Origin of the sequence: Cobetia sp. UCD-24C (assembly GCF_001306765.1) — a bacterium.
Taxonomy (GTDB): Bacteria; Pseudomonadota; Gammaproteobacteria; order Pseudomonadales; family Halomonadaceae; genus Cobetia; species Cobetia amphilecti.
This window is the reverse complement of record NZ_LJTD01000001.1, coordinates 430,336-450,276: the sequence shown is the minus strand read 5'-3', so window position 1 is coordinate 450,276 and position 19,941 is coordinate 430,336. Positions and strand designations below refer to the sequence as shown.

At 62.7% G+C, this 19,941-nt stretch carries 17 protein-coding genes; 14 read left to right on the top strand and 3 right to left on the bottom strand.

The window, feature by feature from the left end; genetic code table 11:
- The 11 genes from prmC to AOG28_RS01865 all read left to right on the top strand — a co-directional run bounded on the left by prmC (window position 1) and on the right by AOG28_RS01865 (window position 11,793).
- Window positions 1-849, top strand: coding sequence for a peptide chain release factor N(5)-glutamine methyltransferase (prmC, locus tag AOG28_RS01915; RefSeq protein ID WP_043335879.1), 849 nt, complete (start codon window positions 1-3; stop codon window positions 847-849).
- 287 nt (window positions 850-1,136) lie between these two features.
- Entirely contained in the window at window positions 1,137-1,637 is a 501-nt protein-coding gene (locus AOG28_RS01910) for an Lrp/AsnC ligand binding domain-containing protein (RefSeq protein ID WP_043335877.1), read from the top strand.
- A 72-nt stretch (window positions 1,638-1,709) separates the two neighbouring features.
- A complete protein-coding gene (locus AOG28_RS01905) occupies window positions 1,710-2,462 on the top strand; it encodes a HesA/MoeB/ThiF family protein (RefSeq protein WP_054555123.1) in 753 nt (250 codons plus the stop codon).
- 315 nt (window positions 2,463-2,777) lie between these two features.
- On the top strand, window positions 2,778-4,115 hold the full coding sequence (locus AOG28_RS01900) for an NAD(P)/FAD-dependent oxidoreductase (protein ID WP_054555122.1): 1,338 nt from the start codon (window positions 2,778-2,780) through the stop codon (window positions 4,113-4,115).
- A gap of 75 nt (window positions 4,116-4,190) precedes the next feature.
- Complete coding sequence (locus AOG28_RS01895; protein WP_235506911.1) at window positions 4,191-5,519, top strand: ABC transporter ATP-binding protein; 1,329 nt, start codon at window positions 4,191-4,193, stop codon at window positions 5,517-5,519.
- Window positions 5,520-5,521: 2 nt separating this feature from the next.
- Complete coding sequence (locus AOG28_RS01890; RefSeq protein ID WP_054555121.1) at window positions 5,522-6,445, top strand: ABC transporter permease; 924 nt, start codon at window positions 5,522-5,524, stop codon at window positions 6,443-6,445.
- Window positions 6,442-7,242, top strand: a complete 801-nt coding sequence (locus AOG28_RS01885) for an ABC transporter permease (protein ID WP_054555120.1) — start codon at window positions 6,442-6,444, stop codon at window positions 7,240-7,242. The genes AOG28_RS01890 and AOG28_RS01885 overlap by 4 nt, the downstream gene beginning before the upstream one ends.
- Before the next feature lie 112 nt (window positions 7,243-7,354).
- Window positions 7,355-8,419 carry an ABC transporter substrate-binding protein gene (locus tag AOG28_RS01880; RefSeq protein WP_054555119.1) on the top strand — a complete coding sequence of 355 codons (1,065 nt, stop codon included), beginning with the start codon at window positions 7,355-7,357 and terminating at the stop codon, window positions 8,417-8,419.
- 110 nt (window positions 8,420-8,529) lie between these two features.
- Window positions 8,530-8,835 (top strand): ABC transporter substrate-binding protein, encoded by a 306-nt coding sequence (locus AOG28_RS01875; protein ID WP_268750728.1) that lies wholly within the window; start codon window positions 8,530-8,532, stop codon window positions 8,833-8,835.
- Between the two features lie 73 nt (window positions 8,836-8,908).
- The gene (locus tag AOG28_RS01870) at window positions 8,909-10,291 is read left to right on the top strand and encodes a glutamine synthetase family protein (protein ID WP_054555117.1); all 1,383 of its coding nucleotides are present in this window, start codon (window positions 8,909-8,911) and stop codon (window positions 10,289-10,291) included.
- Window positions 10,292-10,500: 209 nt separating this feature from the next.
- Window positions 10,501-11,793, top strand: coding sequence for an NAD(P)/FAD-dependent oxidoreductase (locus AOG28_RS01865; RefSeq protein WP_054555116.1), 1,293 nt, complete (start codon window positions 10,501-10,503; stop codon window positions 11,791-11,793).
- 214 nt (window positions 11,794-12,007) lie between these two features.
- On the opposite strand, the gene AOG28_RS01860 is transcribed toward AOG28_RS01865, so the two are convergent.
- On the bottom strand, window positions 12,008-13,507 hold the full coding sequence (locus AOG28_RS01860; protein WP_054555115.1) for a Na+/H+ antiporter NhaC family protein: 1,500 nt from the start codon (window positions 13,505-13,507) through the stop codon (window positions 12,008-12,010).
- A gap of 184 nt (window positions 13,508-13,691) precedes the next feature.
- Entirely contained in the window at window positions 13,692-15,068 is a 1,377-nt protein-coding gene (locus tag AOG28_RS01855; protein WP_054555114.1) for a glutamine synthetase family protein, read from the bottom strand.
- 260 nt (window positions 15,069-15,328) lie between these two features.
- On the opposite strand from AOG28_RS01855, the gene AOG28_RS01850 reads away from it, so the two are divergent.
- From AOG28_RS01850 to AOG28_RS01840, 3 genes are read left to right on the top strand one after another with little or no spacing between them, the layout of a single operon-like run.
- Complete coding sequence (locus AOG28_RS01850; RefSeq protein WP_054555113.1) at window positions 15,329-16,117, top strand: gamma-glutamyl-gamma-aminobutyrate hydrolase family protein; 789 nt, start codon at window positions 15,329-15,331, stop codon at window positions 16,115-16,117.
- Window positions 16,118-16,119: 2 nt separating this feature from the next.
- Entirely contained in the window at window positions 16,120-17,634 is a 1,515-nt protein-coding gene (locus AOG28_RS01845; RefSeq protein ID WP_082388139.1) for an aspartate aminotransferase family protein, read from the top strand.
- A 2-nt stretch (window positions 17,635-17,636) separates the two neighbouring features.
- A complete protein-coding gene (locus tag AOG28_RS01840) occupies window positions 17,637-19,133 on the top strand; it encodes an aldehyde dehydrogenase (protein ID WP_054555112.1) in 1,497 nt (498 codons plus the stop codon).
- Window positions 19,134-19,250: 117 nt separating this feature from the next.
- Here the strand turns inward: AOG28_RS01840 and AOG28_RS01835 are convergent, their stop codons facing one another.
- Window positions 19,251-19,802 carry a cupin domain-containing protein gene (locus AOG28_RS01835; protein WP_054555111.1) on the bottom strand — a complete coding sequence of 184 codons (552 nt, stop codon included), beginning with the start codon at window positions 19,800-19,802 and terminating at the stop codon, window positions 19,251-19,253.
- Between the last annotated feature and the right edge of the window lie 139 nt (window positions 19,803-19,941).

The window sequence follows — 19,941 nt, the reverse complement described above, 5'->3', positions numbered from 1 at the left end:
GTGAGAATCGATGTCACCCTGGCAGCCGCGACTGCCCGTCTGAGCGAGGCGGGCAGCGATTCTCCGCGTCTGGATGCCGAGCTGCTGCTGGGCGAGGTAATGGGACGAGAGCGCACCTGGTTCTACACCTGGGGCGATCGGGATCTCGAGAGCGAGGCCGGCGCCGAGGGGGTGGCACGTTTCGAGGCGCTGCTGGCGCGTCGCGCCGAGGGCCATCCCGTGGCGCATCTGCTCGGGCGGCGTGAATTCTATGGCCTGACGCTGGCCTGTTCACCGGCCACACTGATTCCGCGCCCGGACACCGAGGTGATGGTGGAGTGCGCGCTGGAACTGGCCGAGGCCACCAGCGGCAAGCTGCTGGATCTCGGCACCGGCACCGGCGCCATCGCGCTGGCCTTTGCGCGTCACCGCCCGCAGTGGCAGGTGCTGGGGGTCGATCTCATCGAGGAAGCCGTGCAGCTTGCACGTGGCAATGCCGAGCGTCTGGCGATAGCCAATGCCGAATTCCGCCAAAGTGACTGGTTCAGTGCCGTCACCGAGAGCGGCTTTGCGCTGATTACCGCCAACCCCCCTTATCTGGCCGATGATGACCCACATCTTGCGCTGGGCGATGTGCGCTTCGAGCCGCGCTCGGCGCTGGTCGCGGCCGAGGCGGGGCTGGCGGACTTCCTGCATCTGATCGCCACTGCGCCGCAGCACCTGGCCGCAGGCGGCCACCTGATGCTGGAGCATGGTCTCACCCAGGGCAATGAAGTGCGCGAGGCATTGCGTGCCGGCGGCTTCATCGACGTCGAAACCCTGGAAGACCTGGGCGGGCGCGAACGCATCACGCTGGGCAAGCTGGCCTGATGCTCGCCGGGCGCCGTCTAGCGGTGCCCGTGCGTGGCCCCCGCTGACATCCTCGCGCTTGGCACCCCTGTAGTGCATTCCACCGTTTTCAGTGGAGTCTGCGTGGAATCCTCGTCACAGTACCGCCAGTGAAGGCGTATCCCCTGTTGGCCGGGTATGATAGTAATGAACCTGCATGATTGGCATGGTCATCTGATAACCCCCTTGTTATCCGACGGCCTGACTGCACGGAAGCCAGGAGCACGGATGATCCTGCTGCAAGTCACCCTGCTGGGAAAACTATTACAATGAAAGCAAAATCACGCTCTCTGGACCGCATCGACCTCAAGATTCTGCGTTGCCTGCAAGAGAATGCTCGTATCTCCTATGTCGACCTCGCCTCGGAAGTCGGCCTTTCCACCACGCCGTGCCTGGAGCGCGTCAAACGCCTCGAGCGTGCCGGCGTCATCCGCGGTTACAAGGCGGTGCTCGACCCCAAGGCGCTCAAGGCCAATCTGTTGGTCTTCGTCGAGATCAGTCTCGAGACGCAGTCGCCGTCGGTGTTCGATGAGTTCCGCCGCGCCGTCTCCAAGCTGCCGCAGATCCAGGAGTGTCATCTGGTCTCCGGGCAGTTCGACTACATCCTCAAGTGCCGGATTCCGGAAATGTCCGCCTATCGTCAGCTGCTCGGCGATGTGGTGCTGACGCTGCCCGGCGTCAAGGAATCCAAGAGTTATGTGGTGATGGAAGAGGTCAAGGAGCAGTTCTCGCTGCATGTGCCCGATATCGAGGAGCTGGATGCCAAGTAATGGCAAGCCCTGTTGTTGCCAGGCAGGGCTCATGGCTTCTCACTTCATTTACCGATAGGCGGCTTTTCTCCCATGCAAGATTCGCAATTGCTGCGCTACTCGCGCCAGATCCTGCTCCCTCAGGTCGACATCGCCGGACAGCAGCGCCTGTTGGCGGCGCGGGTTCTGGTGATCGGGGCGGGTGGTCTGGGCTGCCCGGCAGCGCTCTATCTGGCAGCCGCGGGCATCGGCACCCTGGTGGTGGCTGATGATGACCACGTCGAGCTGTCCAATCTGCAGCGCCAGATCGCCCATGGTGACGCCGACATCGATCAGCCCAAGGCGCAATCACTCGCCGCCTCGCTGTTGGCGATCAATCCCGATACCAAGGTGATCGCGTTGTCTGAGCGCCTGCAGGGTGAGGCGCTGTCCGAGCAGGTGGCCGCCGCAGACGTGGTGCTCGATTGCACCGATCGCTTCAGCTCGCGCTTCCCGATCAATGCCGCCTGCGTGGCAGCGGGCACCCCGCTGGTCTCCGGCGCCGCGATACGCTTCTCCGGCCAGCTGGCGGTGTTTGATCGCCGTGAGCCACAGGCGCCGTGTTATGGCTGTCTGTATCCGCCGGATGAGCTGGGCGATGAAGAGCTGACCTGTGCCGAGAGCGGGGTCATCGCGCCGCTGGTCGGCATCATCGGCGCCTTCCAGGCATTGGAGGCGCTCAAGCTGATCAGCGGTGCCGGCAGCGTGCATCGCGGCCTTGCCACCTTCGATGGCTTGAGCGGTGAATGGCGGCGCATGGGTCTCAAGCGCGACCCCGGCTGCCAGGTGTGTGGTCAAGCGTCATGATGTAGCCGGTCAAATCGACGGTATATCTGCAAGTCAGCATGTCTCCAGGACAGTCTGTCTCCAGGACAGCATATCTCTAAAAAGCCCCGCAGCCTTTCTGGCTGGCGGGGCTTTTTTGTCGCATGTTGTGGTGGAGCGGCCGGCGCTGCGCATGCCGCTTGTGCGCACCACCAGGGTGCGCCAATGCCGCGGGGTGTTGAAGATTTCTCCCATGCAGCGCAATCAACATGCAGCATTCCAGCGAAACGTGTGGTAAATATCGAAAATATTCCAGTCGATGGTGAATAAACTCAACAAGAGCGGATGAGGAGGTGCATGGGCGGCTTCAGATCAGGCACGCAGAACGAGTGTGCTGGCTCGTATTCCTACTACCAGGCCAGCCAGCGTGTGACGCTTGCCCCATGCCCGCCTCTTGCTGGTGAGCAGCGTGCCGATGTCTGCGTGATCGGCGGCGGTGTCACGGGCTGCTCCGCTGCGCTGCATCTCGCCGAGCGTGGCTATTCGGTCATTCTGCTGGAAGCGCAGACCATCGGTTTCGGGGCCTCCGGGCGCAGTGGCGGACAGATCCTGCCGGGGCTCGGCACCGATATCGCGACGGTCGAGAAGGCGCTGGGGCGCGAGCAGGCACGCGCCATCTGGGAGATGAGCCGCGAGTCCGTGCGCCTGACCGCCGAGCTGGTCGCCCGGCATCAGATTCCCTGCGATTTCACCCAGGGCTACCTGCATGCCGCGGTCAAGCCGCGTCATGTGCGCGAACTGCAGGAGTTCCAGGCGCGCATGGCACGCGATTACGACTATCACGCGCTGCAGTGGCTGCAGGGCGATGCGCTGCGCGAGCGGGTCGTCACCGACGCCTATCCGGGCGCGTTGCATGATGGTGAGGGCGGTCATCTGCATCCGCTCAACTATACCCTCGGACTTGCGCGAGCTGCCCAGCAGGCCGGCGTCATGCTCTGCGAACAGAGCCGGGTGCGTCAGCTCGACCACGGCCAGAGCGGCGATACACCCGATGGCACCTCACGGCGTGCTCGTATCCATACCGAGCATGGCTGCGTGAGCGCCGAATTCGTGGTCGTGGCCACCAATGCCTACCTCAATGGCCTCGTCGCCTCGCTGGAAGAGCGCATCATGCGTGTCGCCAATTACATCGTCGCCACCGAACCGCTCAGCGAGGCTCAGGTCGCGCAGGTCCTGCCGCAGGATGACGCGCTTTCCGATGCCAACTTCGTGCTCGACTACTACAGTCTTTCTGCCGACAGGCGCCTGCTGTATGGCGGTGAGGTGAGCTATACCGGTCAGGAGCCGCGTTGCCTCAAGGCGCGCATGGACAGCAAGATTCGCCGCCTGTTTCCGGTGCTCGATGGCGTGGCGATCGATTACCGCTGGGGTGGTGACGTGGCCATCACCATGAACCGCGCGCCGGACTTCGGGCGTCTCGCGCCGAATGTCTATTACGCCCAGGGCTACTCGGGACATGGCATGTCGCTTGCAGGATTGGCGGGCAAGCTGGTCGCCGAGACCATCGCCGGTCAGGCAGAACGTTTCGATATCTTTGCCGCCATGCCGCACCGCCCCTTCGTGGGTGGGCGCTGGCTGCGAACTCCTCTGCTGGTCCTGGCGACCAGCTTCTACACGTTGCGTGATCGGCTCTAGGCCGAGGCCATGATGAAGGTGCTGCACATTTGACACTGTTGAACACCCCGACAGCCCAAGAGCTGGAAACGACTGGTGAGTAATCGCAAGGGAGGCGCGATGAGCGCGGTGGATGGCAAGGACGCTGGTACGCCCGAGCAGCACACGACGAGAAAGCCTGCCGGCGTGCGGGCGCCTGGCGGCACGCACGCCAGCGAAAGCGTCAGTGAGCATGTCGGTGAGAGCTTCGACGATAATGCCGGTGAGAACCTTGGCGATACCGTCAATGAGAGCATCGGCGAGAGCCACGGCACCAATGCGGATCAGCCCGCGCTGCCGCGACGCGCGGCATCCTCCATCCAGCTCAAGGGGCTGCACAAGCGCTTCGGCAATGAGGTGGCGGCGCTGGATGGCGTGGACCTGAGCATCCAGCCCGGCGAGTTCTTCACGCTGCTGGGGCCTTCGGGCTGTGGCAAGACGACACTGTTGCGGATTCTGGCCGGTCTCGAGGCGCTGGATGAAGGTCAGGTGGTGATCGGCGGGCGGGATGTCACCGAGGTGCCGCCGCATCAGCGCAGCGTCAACACGGTCTTCCAGTCCTATGCGCTGTTTCCGCATCTGTCGGTGCGCGACAACCTGGCATTCGGCCTGAAGATGCGCGGTGTCGCCCCCCGGGAGCGCGAGGCCAGGGTTGCCGAGATGGCGGAGTTCATCAAGCTGGGCAGCCTGATCGATCGCCGGGTCGACCAGCTCTCCGGTGGTCAGCGTCAGCGCATCGCGCTGGCGCGGGCGCTGGTCTGCGAGCCGGATGTGCTGCTGCTGGATGAGCCGCTGTCGGCGCTGGATGCCGGCCTGCGCAGCCAGATCCAGATCGAGCTGCTGCGCCTGCAGAAGCGCCTGGGCATGACCTTCGTCTTCGTTACCCATGATCAGCAGGAAGCGATGGTGATGTCGGACCGCATTGCGGTGCTCGACAGCGGCAGCCTCCAGCAGGTGGGCTCGCCGCGTGAGATCTACGAGCGTCCGGCCAATGCCTTCGTGGCGCGCTTCATGGGCCATGCCAATCTGTTCGACGTCACGGCTCGCGATGACAGCCGCAGTGACGCCATCCGACTGACCACGCCGCTGGGCGTACTGACCGCACAGGCGCCGGGCACTGGCAGTCTGCTGCTGTTGCGTCCCGAGACGCTGGACCTGCGCCGGCGACCCGCCAGCGAGTTCGAGCGTCACGACGTGCTGGAAAATCACTTGCCGGGCCGAGTGCAGGAGCGACTCTACCGCGGCAGCCACGCCGAATATCGTGTCGAGGTAGCGGGTGTCAGCGTGCAGGTGGTGGTCAACAACCGAGGTGGCCAGTTGCCGGAAGTCGGCGACCAGGTCGATGTGGTGGTCGCCGCGCAAGACCTGATCACGCTGGGGAAATGACGATGGCCTATCACGCAACCCTGGCCACTGCGCGCAGCCGCGCGGTGGTCGCCGAGTCACGCCACCTGTTGCTGACGGTCGCGCCCGGTGCACTGTGGATCATCGTCTTTCTGGTGCTGCCCAGTCTCTATCTGATGAGCGTGGCCTTCATGACCAACGGCCCCTATGGGCTGCCGGAAATGCCGTTGTCATTGACCTCGTTTCAGCAGCTGGCCGGACAGGGCTTTCTCGGCTGGAGCCCGGGCAACCTGATGACGCTGGGGCGCTCGCTGTGGCAGACCGTGCTTTCCACTGTGCTGGTGGTGCTGGTGGCCTATCCGATCGCCTATTACATCTCGCAGTCAGACCAGCGCTGGCGGCCGATCATGCTGCTGGCGGTAGTCGTACCGTCCTGGACCAATCAGGTCATCCGCACCTTTGGCTGGATGAACCTGCTGGCGCCGGGCACGCCGTTGGCGGAGCTGGCCGAGGCCATGGGCATGATCGCGCCCAACATGGGGCTCTATCCGTCCAATTTCGCGGTCACGCTGGGGCTGGTCTACAACTTCCTGCCCTTCATGGTGCTGCCGCTGTATGCCGCTTTCGAGAAGCTCAATCTCTCGCTGGTGGAAGCGGCGCAGGATCTCTACGCCTCGCCGCTCAAGGCTTTCTGGCATGCGGTATTCCCCCAGACGTTGCCGGGGCTGCTGGCGGGGGTGGTGCTGGTGGCGATCCCGGCGTTCGGCATGTACGTGATTCCGGAACTGCTCGGCGGTGGCAAGGGCATGATGCTGGGCAATCTGGTCGCCAATCAGTTCTCCGGCAGTGCCAACTGGCCACTGGGGGCGGCGGGGGCGATCCTGATGTTGATCGCGACCTTCATCGGACTCTATGCCATGCGTCGCATCGGCAGGCGCCTGGGTGGCGGTGAAGAGGTGGTGATATGACGCGCGGCGGACTTCACAAGGGATTGCGGGGCTTCTGGTGGCTGACGCTCGGTTTTCTGTATCTGCCGCTGATCGTGGTGATGTTGTTCTCCTTCAATGCCTCCAACAGTGCCGCCAGCTTCACCGGCGTGTCACTGCGCTGGTATCGACGTCTGCTGGGCAATGACGCGATTCTGTCGGCGCTGGGCAATTCGCTGTGGCTGGCGGTGGTGTCGTCATTGCTGGCACTGATGATCGGCACGCTGATCGGGTATGGCATGTATCGCCACCGTCATCGCAAGCTGGGCTGGCTGATCGTGCTGATCTATCTGCCCATCGTGCTGCCGGACATCGTGTTCGGGATCTCGGAAATGACCTTCTTCGTCAAGATCAATGAGTTGACCGGTCTGCTGTCGCCGGGGCTGGGCACCATGATCATCGCGCATGTCACCTTCCAGATTCCCTTCGTGGCGCTGATCGTCTATTCACGCTTCGTCGGTCTGGATCCGACATTGTTCGAGGCAGCCAAGGACCTCTATGCCACGCCGCGCCAGCGCGTGCAGTTCTTCATGTTGCCGACCCTGAAGCCGGCGTTGATCTCGGGCTTCCTGCTCTCCTTCACGCTGTCGCTGGATGACTTCGTGATCAGCTTCTTTACCGCCGGACCGGAGAGCGCCACCTTGCCGATCTACATCTGGAGCGCGATACGCAAGGGCGTGACACCGGAGATCAATGCCATCGCCACCCTGATGATGGCGGTGGTCGCCCTGGCGGCGATCGTGAGTCTTGCGCTGTCACGCCGGCGCGCGGCGTCGTGAGCATACGCAATATCCACAGGCGGTCTGACACTGCTGTCCTTGCCGACGTCGGGCCTGATCATTCATCACGCACACCCCATCATTTCTCAAGCACATTGAGCGGAGCATCACAATGACAAACAACACGCTGCGTTTCGCTGTCGCCATCGGCAGTCTGCTGCTGGCAGGTGCCGTCCAGGCCGAAGACAAGAAGCTGTATCTCTTCAACTGGACCCAGTACATGGACCCGGAAATCATCACCGCTTTCGAGGAGAAGTTCGGCGTCGAGGTAGTCGAGAACTACTACAACTCGCTGCCGGAAATGCTGGCCAAGCTCAACGCGGGCGGCGTCTCCCAGTACGACATCATCGTGCCGTCCAACTATTACGTGCCGCGTCTGATCGAAACCGGCCTGGTGCAGAAGATCGACAAGGCCAAGGTCCCGAACCTGGCCAATGTCGCCGAGCAGTTCAGTGACCCGAACTTCGATCCGGGCGCCGAATATACCGCTCCCTATCAATGGGGCGTGACGGGGCTGGTCTACAACGCCAGCACCTTCAAGGACGCTCCCAAGAGCTGGTCGGTGTTGTTTGACCCTGAGGTCAATGGTGCCTGGCCGTTCAGCCTGATGGGCGATGGCCAGGTCAGCATGGGATCTGCCTGTGCCTATCTGGGGCACGGCTACGACTGCACCGACCTGGATGACTGGCGCGAAGCTGCCAAGTTGCTGATCGAGACCAAGCACCGCGACAACTTCAGCGGCTTCTCCGATGGCACGCCGGCGCTTCAGCAGCTGGCGCGCAAGGTCACCCATGGCGCGCTGTCCTACAACGGCGACTACCTGTTCTATCTGGAGGAAAACCCGGAGTCCTTCGCTGACATCAAGTTCGTGATTCCTGACGAAGGTGCCGAGAAGTGGGTGGATTCGATGATGATTCCGGCCAAGGCACCGCACCCGGAGCTGGCGAACGCCTTCATCAACTTCATTCTGGATGCCAAGGTCGGCGCGCAGCTCTCCAACTACAACTACTACGCCAGCCCCAATGCCGCCGCGGCACCGTATCTGGATGAGGTACTGACTCAGCCACCGATTCAGCCCTCTGAGGATGACATGGCGCGCCTGCGTTTCTCACCGAGTCTCTCCGGCCAGCAACTGCAGGTATTTCAGCAACTCTGGTCTGAGGTGCAGTCGCGCTGAACCGAGGGAGCTCTGAATCGAGGGAGCTCTGATTGATGTCTGAGTCGAAGCCACGCATGGAGCATCACGATGACAACTGACACGCTGCGTTTCGCTGCGGCCATCTCGTCATCCCCGATGAGGACACCGAGAAGTGGGTAGATTCGATGATGATTCCCGCCAGGGCGCCACACCCGGAGCTGGCGAATGCCTTCATCAACTTCATTCTCGATGCCCGGGTCGGCGCGCAGCTCTCCAACTACAACTACTACGCCAGCCCCAATGCCGCGGCAGAGCCGTATCTGGATGAGGTGCTGACTCAGCCACCGATTCAGCCCTCCGAAGAGGACATGGCGCGACTGCGTTTTTCACCGAGTCTCTCCGGCGAGCAGCTGCAGATATTCCAGCAGCTGTGGTCCGAGGTGAAGGCGCGCTGAGCGCTGGCAATCGGGTCTATCGAAGCAGGCTGCCGAGCGCGTGGCCTGCCCTGTAGCGTTCAAGGAAGGTGTCATGAAGTACGAACCCACTGGTCGCGAAGACGACGAAGCCGTGCTGCAGGAATGGTTCACGGCACATGGCATCACCGAGGTGGAATGTCTGGTCACCGACCTGACCGGCATTCTCAAGGGCAAGATCATGCCGGCGCGCAAGTACCTCAATGGCGGGCGACCGCGCCTGCCGGACTCCATCTTCATCCAGACCGTCACCGGCGGGTATCCGGATGATGAAGACAGCCGCTTCTGGAATCCGGCCGAGCAGGACATGCAGCTGATCCCGGATACCAGTGCCGTCTATCTGGTGCCGTGGGCGGAAGACCCCACCGCGCAGATCATTCATGACTGCTATTACCTCAATGGTGATCCGGTGGAGCTGTCGCCGCGCTATGTGCTCAAGCGAGTGCTGGCACTGTATGCCGCACGCGGCTGGAAGCCGGTGGTGGCCCCCGAAGCCGAGTTCTACCTCGTCAAGACCAACAAGGACTCCGACTATCCGCTGGAGCCGCCCATCGGGCGCAGCGGTCGTCAGGAGAGCAGCCGTCAGTCCTATTCCATCGATGCGGTCAATGAGTTCGATCCGCTCTTCGAGGAGATGTATGACTACTGCGAGGCCATGGGGCTGGATCTCGATACCCTGATCCATGAGGAGGGCGCCGGGCAGATGGAGGTCAATTTCGAGCATGGTGACCCGCTGGCGCTGGCCGATCAGGTCGTGATGTTCAAGCGCACGTTGCGCGAGACGGCATTGCGCCACGGCATGTACGGCACCTTCATGGCCAAGCCGATGGCCTATCAGCCGGGCAGCTCGATGCATATCCATCAGAGCCTGGTGGATGTCTCGACCGGCAGGAACCTGTTCGCGGATGATGAGGGGCGGGCCAGCACCCTGTTTCGCAACTTCATCGGCGGCTTGCAGACCTACATGCCGTCCGCGATGCCGTTCTTCGCGCCCAACGTCAATTCCTATCGCCGCCTGATGCGCAGCGAGACCAGTGGCTCCGCGCCGATCAACGTCGAATGGGGTTTTGACAACCGCACCGTCGGTTTGCGGGTGCCGGTGTCAGATGCCGAGGGGACGCGGGTCGAGAACCGTCTGGCCGGCGCCGACGCCAATCCCTATCTGGTGATGGCTGCCTCGCTGGCCTGTGGTTATCTGGGCATGATGGCGCAGATCGAGCCGCGTCCGCCGGCTGTGGGCTCTGCCTGGGAGGGCGGTAATTCCTTGCCGGACGATATCGGGCCTGCACTGAATGCGCTGCACTCCTGCAAGCCGTTGGCGGATATTCTCGGCGAGCGCTTCGTGAAGAGCTATCTGGCCGTCAAGCGCGCCGAGCATCGTGAGTACTTCCAGGTCATCAGCTCGTGGGAGCGGGAGCACCTGCTGCTGCGTGTCTAGCACTGTATGTCTCACCCTGCGGGGCAAGCCCATGACGGAGCCGAGAGGTCGTGACAGTCGTCACGGCCTCTCGGCGTTTCAGGTAGGGCACTCTGTGTTGGCAGGATGCTGCTTGTGGTGATTATTGCATGTCAAAGTCGACGTGATTGGCTCAATGATCCGTGATATCGTGCTTTGATGTTGATTAAAATAACCACAAGGAAATTGTCATGAGTGCCTCTCTGCCCCTGGAACATGCTGCCTCCTGGTATGCCGCCTCAGCCAATGCCGCGCCCGAACGGCCCCCGCTAGCGGGAGATGTCAGCTGTGATGTCTGCGTCGTCGGGGCTGGCTTTACCGGCATCTCGGCGGCGCTGCACCTGGCCGAGCAGGGCCTCAAGGTGATGGTGCTGGAGGCCGCCCGCGTGGGTTACGGTGCATCCGGTCGCAATGGCGGGCAGATCGTCAACAGCTACAGCCGCGACATGGATGTGATCGAGGAGCGTTTCGGCGCCCAGACGGCACGTGCGCTGGGCGACATGGCCTTTGAAGGCAACCGCATCATTCGTGAGCGTATCGCCGGTTATGGCATCGATTGTGACCTGCGCGAAGGCAATCTGTTTGCCGCCTGCAATGCGCGTCAGCTCAAGGGGCTCAAGGAGCACAAGGCGCTGTGGGAGCGCTATGGCAATACCAGTCTCGAATTGCTGGAAGGCGATGCCTACAAGCGTGAAGTGAGTGCCGAAGGCTATACGGGCGCGCTGGTCGATCACTCCGGTGGCCACATCCATCCGCTCAATCTGGTGTTGGGCGAAGCCGCAGCCTTCGAGTCACTGGGCGGCGTGATCTTCGAGCACAGCCCGCTGCTGAGTCTCGAGCATGGCAGCCCCGTCGTGCTCAAGACCGCGGGCGGTACCCTGCGGGCCGACCGCGTCGTAATGGCGGGCAATGCCTACCTCAACGGCGTGCTGCCGGAGCTTGAAGGTAAGTCGATGCCCTGTGGTACCCAGATCATCACCACCGAACCGCTGGCGGAGGATGTGGCGCGTAGTCTGCTGCCCAACAACATGGCGGTGGAAGACTGCAATTACCTGCTCGATTACTACCGCCTGACCCGTGACAACCGACTCATCTTCGGTGGCGGCGTCAATTATGGCGGCGAAGACCCCAGCAATATCGAAGCCTTGATTCGCCCCAAGATGCTCAAGGCCTTCCCGCAACTGGCCAACGTCAAGATCGACTACGCCTGGAGCGGTACCTTCCTGATGACGCTCAATCGTCTGCCCCAGTTCGGCGTGCTCAATGACAACGTCTACTACGCCCAGGGCTATTCCGGGCATGGCGTGACCTGCAGCCATCTGGCAGGGCGCTTGATCAGTGAGGTGATGACCGGCCGTGATGGCCGCTTCGATGCCTTCGCCGGCCTGCCGCACCTGCCGTTCCCCGGTGGCCGCATGCTGCGGGTGCCGCTGTCTGCCGTGGGTGCCTGGTACTACCAGACCCGCGACAAGCTCGGTATCTGATCAGCCTGTTCTCCAGAATGCCCCAAGCCGCCTCCCTTATCGGGAGGCGGCTTTTTCATGGGCTAGACAAAGAGGGACAAGACAGGCGGCCCTGATGAAAGCGAGTGGCCATGGTGAGAGGTGCAGGCAAACAGGTCATGCACAACGCACTGCGCCCCGCCTGTGAAAGCGGGGCGCAGTGCATGTCTTGCCGATTCATGGCGTGAGTGTTGGGTCAGCCGGCGATCCAGAACCCCATCAGCAGGAAGCCCAGCGTCGTGACCAGCGCACCGATCAAGGTGTAGGGCAGTTGCGTCAGCGCATGCTGCATCGGCTGGACCCCGCAACCTTGTGAGGACAGCACCGAAGAGTCCGAGAAGAAGCAGGCGTGGCTACCGAAGCTGGAGGCTGACAGCAGGGCACCGACGATCAGCGGCAGCGAGGCATCCATGTGCAGCGCGATGGGAATCACGATCGGGATCGAGATCACGAACACGCCCCAGGAGGAGCCGGTCGCGAAGACCACGACGGCCATGCTGACGAACACGATGGCCGGCAGGATCGCCGGAGTCAGGTAGGGTGTCAGGCTCTCGATCATGAAGGTGGTCATGCCGAGCTGGTCATTGACCTCGCGCAGCACGAACCCGACCGCCACGATGGCCAGGGGCAGCATCATGGTGCGAAAGCCGTCCATCACCGCGTCCATCAGCGAGGAAAACGACACCAGGCGCTGGGCGAGATACAGCAGGATGGTGAACAGCGTAGCGACGATCACGCCCTTGAGCAGGTCGATCTCGAACCAGGCGCTGGCGCCGATCAGCACGGCCATTGGCAGCACGAAGTTCATCAGGCCGACCCAGGGGCTGGACTGCGGCGCCTGGGCTTCCGGCAGGGGCTCCGGGGTGCCGTCAGGAATCGGCTGGCCGGCCTTGGCGCGTCGCTCGGCGGCCTTCATCGGGCCGATGTCCGGCATCAGGCCAATGGCGACCAGCATGGCCAGCGCCATCGCGATCCAGCCATACAGCATGTAGGGAATCGCTTGGATATAGAGCGACATGCCGCTTTCGGTGGCGCCGCCTTCCTCGAGCAGCTGGGAGAAGTACACCGCCCAGGTCGAGAGGGGCACCAGAATGCAGATGGGCGCGGCAGTCGAGTCGACGATATAGGCCAGCTTCTCACGCGAGACCCCGAAGCGGTCCGTCAGGCGTTTCATCGCCGCCGGCGTCGCCAGGGCATTCAGATAGTCATCGATGAAGATGAGGGTGCCGAGGATCACGGTGCCGATCAGCGACTGACGGCGTGTCTTGAGCAGGCGACCGATCATGTTGCTGAAACTCAGCGTGCAGCCGGACTTCTCCATCATGGCGATGAAACCGCCCATCAGCCCACAGACCAGAATCAGCCAGGCGATGGTCTCGTTCATCATCACGCCCAGCGAGATATCGGCCAGCTCTCCGATGTAGTCGTCAGGCTGCAGTATCAGCAGACCCGCGAGCGCGCCGATGGCCAGGGCTTCCAGGGTGCGATGGGTCGCGATGGCGACCACCAGCACGATCAGCGATGGCACGAGGCTGATCCAGCCGAACGGCGTGCCGGCCTCATGGGTAAAGGTGATGCCCAGCACCAGTGCCAGGATGACGCCGAACATGGCAATGCTGCGCCCCTTGCCACGGACGCTGACGGAGGGAGCGAAGGGGTGTGGGGACGCTGGGGGGACGGGAGAGACCTGATTCATGCCCGGGCCTCCCATGCAGCGAGGAAGTGCTCGGTACTGACTTGGTCAGCGCAGCAGCGCTCTGCGGGGAGCCGGTCTGCAAAGCCGTGGCCATGCAGCGAGTGACCAACGAAGTCGCGGGCAGCGACGGTTTTTATGATTGTCATGTCCTGAGCCCTGGAGTTGGTGGAGAGGTCGGTGTGGATCAGATGTTGCGCAGGTACCAGTCGTATTCCAGACGGCTGATGATCTGCATGGCCGCTTCACGCTCCGCGCGACGGCCAGCAATGAAGACGTTCAGGAAGCGCTCGCTGAAGGCATGGGCCAATGCTTCACTTTCCTCCAGCAGCGTCAGCGCCTCGGGCCAGCTGTTGGTCAGGCTCGGCTCGAACTGGTCATAGGCATTGCCGGTGACCGGCTCGCCCGGCGAGACCTGATGCGTGATGCCGTGGATCACCGAGGCCAGCAAGGTGGCCAGCAGCAGGTAGGGATTGACGTCGGCCCCGGCGACGCGGTGCTCGAGACGACGTGCCTCGTTGGGGCCGGAGGGGATGCGGATGGCGACCGAGCGATTGTCGAAGCCCCAGGTCGGCGCCATCGGCACGTACAGGCCCTGCTGAAAGCGGCGATAGGAATTCAGGTTGGGCGCAAACAGCGCCATCGAGGCGGGCATCAGTTCCAGCAGGCCGCCGATGGCGTGACGCAGGGTCTCGGTGCCCAGCGGATTCTCGTCCTGCGCGGCGAAGACATTGTTGCCGTGCTGGTCCAACAGGCTCATGTGCGCATGCATGCCGTTGCCGGCCTCGTCGCCATACGGCTTGGCCATGAAGGTGGCATCGAAGCCGTGGCGCAGGGCGACGCCCTTGATCAGACGCTTGAGCAGGACAGCGCTGTCACAGGCCTTCATGACATCGTCGAGATGGATCAGGTTGATCTCGAACTGGCCCGGCGCACATTCCTTGAGCGCGGTATCCAGCGGCAGCTGTTGGATACGCGCGGCAGTCTGGATCTCGTCGAGGAAGTCGGCGTACTCATCCAGCTCGCCGATGGAATAGAGCTGGCTTTCGCTGGCGCGCTCGCCTGTTAGCGGGGAGCACGGCGGCTGCACCATGCCCAGGTCATCGCGCTCGCGATCGACCAGATAGAACTCCAGTTCCAGCGCGACGACCGCCGTCAGGCCCATGTCGGCAAGAATATCGACCTGTTTCTGCAGCTGATTGCGCGGGTCGGCAAAGAAGGGGCCATCCTTGTCATCACGCATGTTCATCAGCAGCTGCCCCTGCTTGCCGTTGCGCAGCCAGGGGGCTGCCATCAAGGTGCCGGGGATGGGGCGGCAGACCTGATCACTGTCACCGCTGCTGAGCCCCAGCCCGGTTTCCTCGATGGTGTTGCCGGCGATATCCAGTGCGAAGACGGAGCCTGGCAGGTTGATGCCATTCTCATAGGCCTTTTCCAGATTCTCGCGCGGGATTCGCTTGCCGCGCTGGATGCCGCTGATGTCACTGATCAGCAGATCGATGTTCTCGATTTCCGGATGACGGTCCAGAAATTCTCTGGCCTCATCGACGGGGAGGCTGTACATGGATATCACCTGTGGGCATGGGATGTTGTGGTTTATATATCGCCATCATGGCCATTGTTGTCAAATATTTTACAACACATGATGGTTTGCGTTGCTGGGTGGTCTTGGCGTTATGGCAATAAATTGTTTTAAAACAGGATTTTGCATAGATTTCTGTGAAATCGTCGTTTCGTCGGGTTGGCAAGGAAAGACGTTCAGTCTATGTTGATTAAAACATACCAATTATCCAAGGCCTGCTTGTTCGCCTCAAAGGAGATCCCATGCCACCTCGTCCCCTGGTGGGCGTCATTGCCTGCCGTCGCACCGTAGAAGGTCATCCGGCGCATATGGTGACCGACAAGTACGTCAGCGCCCTGCGTGAATTCGGACTGGATCCGGTGGTCATTCCGGTCTGGGAGGATGTCGAGCCCGACGCCGCCAGCGCCTTGCTGGCACGCCTGGATGGTCTGCTGCTGACTGGCAGCTATTCCAACATGCACCCCTCACGCTACGGCGAGACCAGCGCGCCGGAGAACACCTATGAAGACCCGGCCCGCGATGCTGCGGTGCTCTGCTGGGTGCCGCTGGCGCTTGAGTTGCGACTGCCGCTGCTGGGGATCTGCCGCGGGTTTCAGGAGCTGAACGTTGCCTTCGGCGGCAGCTTGCACCAGGCGGTGCAGAAGGTGCCAGGCCTGATGGATCATCGTGAGCCCAAGGGCGATCTCGAGGCGCAGTTCGCGCCATCGCATGCCATCAGCATCTCGCCCGGCGGAGTGCTGGCAGGGCTTTACGCCGCGCCCGAGGCGCAGGTCAATTCCTTGCATCAGCAGGGGGTCGCCCGTCTTGGTGAGGGCCTGGATATCGAAGCGGTTGCCCCGGATGGGCTAATCGAGGCGGTCTCGGTCAGTGGTGTGGCGTCCTTCACGCTGGCGGTGCAGTGGCACCCGGAATGGAAGCCGCGTGAGCACGCCTTGTATCAGGCGATTCTGGAAGGCTTTGCCGCGGCCTGTCGTGACAAGGCCGAGGGCGGCACCTTGCCGACCTGTTACCCGACTCGCGAGGAGGCGTGAAGATGGCAATGAATGACGCTGGCGAACGCCTGAAGGTGCTGGATGCGCGCCACCACCTGCACCCGTTTACCGACTTCAAGCAGCTGGGCGAGCAGGGCAGTCGTATCATCACCGGTGCCAGCGGCGTCTATATCCATGACGCCGATGGCCAGCGGATCCTCGATGGCATGGCGGGGCTGTGGTGCGTGAATCTCGGCTATGACCAGCCGGAAATGGTCGCGGCGGCCAGCCAGCAGATGACGCAGCTGCCGTACTACAACACCTTCTTCAAGACCGCCCACCCGCCGGCGATCGAGCTGGCGGCCGAGCTGTGTCGTCTCGCGCCTGAGCATATCAATCATGTCTTCTTCACCGGCTCCGGCTCTGAAGCCAACGACAGCATGCTGCGCATGGTTCGGCGGTTCTGGGCGCTCAAGGGCAAGCCGGAAAAGCAGTGGATCATCGCGCGCGAGAATGGCTATCACGGCTCGACCGTCGCGGGTATGAGCCTGGGTGGCATGGCACCGATGCACGCCCAGGGCGGCCCCTGTGTGCCCGGCATCACGCATATCCGCCAGCCTTACTGGTTCGCGGAAGGTCGTGGAAAGGGTAGTGAAAGCCCGGCATCTGACACACATAGCCGAGACGATTTCGGGCGACTGTGTGCCGAGGCGCTGGATGCGCGCATTCAGGAACTGGGCCCGGACAATGTGGCCGCCTTCCTGGCGGAGCCCGTGCAGGGTGCCGGCGGTGCGATCATGCCGCCTGACAGCTACTGGCCTGCCATCAAGGCCGTGCTGGCGAAATATGACATCCTGCTGGTGGTGGATGAGGTCATCTGCGGCTTCGGTCGCCTCGGCGAATGGTTCGGCAGTCAGCATTACGACCTGAAGCCCGATCTGATGCCCATCGCCAAGGGGTTGTCCTCCGGTTACCTGCCGATCGGCGGTGTGCTGGTCGGCGACAGGGTCGCCGATACGCTGATCGAAGAGGGCGGCGAGTTCTTCCATGGCTTCACCTATTCCGGACACCCGGTGTGTGCCGCCGTGGCGCTCAAGACCCTCGAGATCATGCATCGCGAGGATATCGTCACCCGGGTGCGTGACGACCTGGGGCCGTATCTCGCCAGTCGCTGGGCCACGCTTGCAGACCACCCGCTGGTCGGCGAGGCGCGTTCGCTTGGCCTGATGGGGGCGCTGGAGCTGGTGGCCGACAAGGCCAGTGGCGAGCGCTTCGCTGCCAGCCTGGCCGTCGGCAACCTGTGTCGTGATATCTGTTTCGAGACGGGGCTGGTGATGCGCTCGGTGGGTGACACCATGATCATCTCGCCGCCGCTGGTGATCACGCATGAGCAGATCGATGCGCTGGTCAGTCTGGCGCGCGCGGCACTGGATGAAACGGCGCGCCAGCTGGCGAGTCACGCCGCCACTTGCTCTTCCGCAGCGCTGAAGGCCACTTCGCCCTCGTCCTCGCTGCCTTCTTCACTCTCCTCTACTCCATCCTCTGAACCTTCCTCTTCCCTGACCTCGGAATCCTGATCATGAGCCGTCCTCAGACATTGGCCGAATGGCAGGCGCTGGCCGCTCGCCTGACCCCGCAGTTGCAAGGCAATGCCTTCATCAATGACGAATTCGTGCCGGCGGTCAGCGGCGAGACCTTCGAGAGCCTCAACCCGGCCACCGGTGAGCGGCTGGCGATGGTCGCCAGCTGTGACAGCGCCGATGCCGAGATCGCCATTCGTCATGCGCGTGCCGCCTTCAAGAGCGGTGTCTGGTCGCGCATGGCCCCGACCCGGCGCAAGCAGGTGTTGCTCAGGCTGGCCGAGCTGATGGAAGCCCATCAGGATGAGCTGGCGTTGCTGGATAGCCTCGACATGGGCAAGCCGGTCACCAGCGCGCTGAACGACATGGCCGGGGCGATCGGCTCGATCCGCCACCAGGCCGAGTCCATCGACAAGCTTTACGGTGAGGTCGCCCCGACCGGTCAGCAGGCGCTGGGCATGGTGCTGCGCGAACCGCTGGGCGTGGTGGCCTCCATCGTGCCGTGGAACTTCCCGCTGATGATGACGGCGTGGAAGATCGCCCCGGCGCTGGCGGCGGGCAACAGCGTCATCCTCAAACCGTCGGAGAAGTCACCGCTGTCGGCGCTGCGTCTGGCGCAGCTGGCGCGTGAGGCCGGTATCCCGAGCGGCGTCTTCCAGGTGCTGCCGGGCTTCGGGCATACCGTCGGGCGTGCGCTGGCGCTGTCGATGGACGTCGAGTGCCTGGCCTTCACCGGTTCCACCGCCGTTGGCAAGCAGTTGATGCAGTACGCCGGGCAGTCGAATCTGAAGCGGGTGTTCCTGGAGTGTGGCGGCAAGAGTCCCAACATCGTCTTCGCCGATTGCGCCAATCTGGATCGCGTCGCCGAAAGCGCCGCTGCCGCCATCTTCTACAACCAGGGTGAGGTCTGCATCGCGGGTTCCCGTCTGCTGGTGGAGAACTCGATCCGCGATGCCTTCGTCGCCAAGGTAGTGGCGGCTGCCGAACGCATGCAGCCTGGCGACCCGCTGGACCCGGCAAGCTTCATGGGCGCGATGGTCGACAGCACACAATATGAACGCGTGATGGGCTATATCCGGCAGGGCATCGAGGAGGGCGCGGCACTGCGCGCCGGCGGTGAGGAGGTCGACGGGCCCGGACTCTTCATTCGTCCGGTAGTCTTCGACGGCGTCACGCCACAGATGGCGATCGGCTGTGAGGAAATATTCGGGCCGGTGCTGTCTGTGTTCGGCTTCGAGACCGAAGACGAAGCGCTGGCGTTGGCCAATGACAGTGATTTCGGGTTGGCGGCAGGGGTGTGGAGTCAGGACATCGATCGCATCATGCGCGTGACGCATCGTCTCGAATCCGGTCAGGTCTTCGTCAACAACTGGGCGGGGGGCGATCAGACCATGCCCTTCGGTGGGGTGAAGCAGTCCGGCAACGGCCGTGACAAGTCACATCACTCGCTGGCGGAATACACCCAGCTCAAGAGTGTCTGGATCGAGCTGAGCTGAATTGGAATGCGCTGAACTGAAATGAGCTGTGTAGGTTCCCGTGAACTCAGGAGCTTGCGAAGAAAGAAGAGGCCACGCGATTGCGTGGCCTCTTCTTTCTTGCCTTCGCCACAAGGGCTAGAACATCCGCGCCGGCGTCGCGCAGCTGACCAGGCGACACTCGACATCACCGATGTTGCGGAAGCGATGCGGCACGTTGGTATCGAAGTAGTAGGCGTCGCCCGCCTTCAATACCCGCGTGTCGCCACCGATGGTGATCTCTATCTCGCCCTCGATGACCACGCCCGCTTCCTCACCCTGATGGGTGATCATCTCGCGGCCGGTGTCAGTGACGGGCGGGTAGGTCTCGACCATGAACGACAGGGCGCGGTCACGCCGCTTGGCGCCCACCAGCTTGAAGATGACATCGCCGCTGCCGACGTTGATCAGCTCCTCCTCGCTGTAGAACACCTTGGCGGTGTTCTCGAGCTCCATGGTGAAGAAGTCGCCGACACTCATGGGAATGGCGGCGAGAATCTTCGACAGTGAACTCACCGACGGGCTGACCTTGCCCTGTTCGATCAGTGACAGGCTCGAGTGTGTCACACCGCAGCGCTTTGCCAGCTCGCGTTGCGAGATGCCACGCAAGGTACGCAATGCCCGCAGGCGAGCACCGACATCATCTGCCATCAGAACATCCTTCATGTCGCGACGAGTTGAGGAGAGGGGCAAGCCCTTCCAGACCGACGACGGCCAGCCACGGAGCTCCGCGACTGGCCGTCGTTCACGTGCTGGTGGTCAAGATCAGGGGCATCGGCATCAGAGCCGG

Excerpts from the sequence above, each read along its gene's own strand:
- AOG28_RS01835 (WP_054555111.1), bottom strand. The coding sequence starts at position 19,802 with ATGGCAGATGATGTCGGTGCTCGCCTGCGGGCATTGCGTACCTTGCGT.
- AOG28_RS01910 (WP_043335877.1), top strand. The coding sequence starts at position 1,137 with ATGAAAGCAAAATCACGCTCTCTGGACCGCATCGACCTCAAGATTCTG.
- AOG28_RS01890 (WP_054555121.1), top strand. The coding sequence starts at position 5,522 with ATGGCCTATCACGCAACCCTGGCCACTGCGCGCAGCCGCGCGGTGGTC.
- AOG28_RS01845 (WP_082388139.1), top strand. The coding sequence starts at position 16,120 with ATGGCAATGAATGACGCTGGCGAACGCCTGAAGGTGCTGGATGCGCGC.
- AOG28_RS01880 (WP_054555119.1), top strand. The coding sequence starts at position 7,355 with ATGACAAACAACACGCTGCGTTTCGCTGTCGCCATCGGCAGTCTGCTG.
- AOG28_RS01865 (WP_054555116.1), top strand. The coding sequence starts at position 10,501 with ATGAGTGCCTCTCTGCCCCTGGAACATGCTGCCTCCTGGTATGCCGCC.
- AOG28_RS01850 (WP_054555113.1), top strand. The coding sequence starts at position 15,329 with ATGCCACCTCGTCCCCTGGTGGGCGTCATTGCCTGCCGTCGCACCGTA.
- AOG28_RS01900 (WP_054555122.1), top strand. The coding sequence starts at position 2,778 with ATGGGCGGCTTCAGATCAGGCACGCAGAACGAGTGTGCTGGCTCGTAT.
- AOG28_RS01885 (WP_054555120.1), top strand. The coding sequence starts at position 6,442 with ATGACGCGCGGCGGACTTCACAAGGGATTGCGGGGCTTCTGGTGGCTG.
- AOG28_RS01855 (WP_054555114.1), bottom strand. The coding sequence starts at position 15,068 with ATGTACAGCCTCCCCGTCGATGAGGCCAGAGAATTTCTGGACCGTCAT.
- AOG28_RS01840 (WP_054555112.1), top strand. The coding sequence starts at position 17,637 with ATGAGCCGTCCTCAGACATTGGCCGAATGGCAGGCGCTGGCCGCTCGC.
- AOG28_RS01905 (WP_054555123.1), top strand. The coding sequence starts at position 1,710 with ATGCAAGATTCGCAATTGCTGCGCTACTCGCGCCAGATCCTGCTCCCT.
- AOG28_RS01870 (WP_054555117.1), top strand. The coding sequence starts at position 8,909 with ATGAAGTACGAACCCACTGGTCGCGAAGACGACGAAGCCGTGCTGCAG.
- AOG28_RS01860 (WP_054555115.1), bottom strand. The coding sequence starts at position 13,507 with ATGAATCAGGTCTCTCCCGTCCCCCCAGCGTCCCCACACCCCTTCGCT.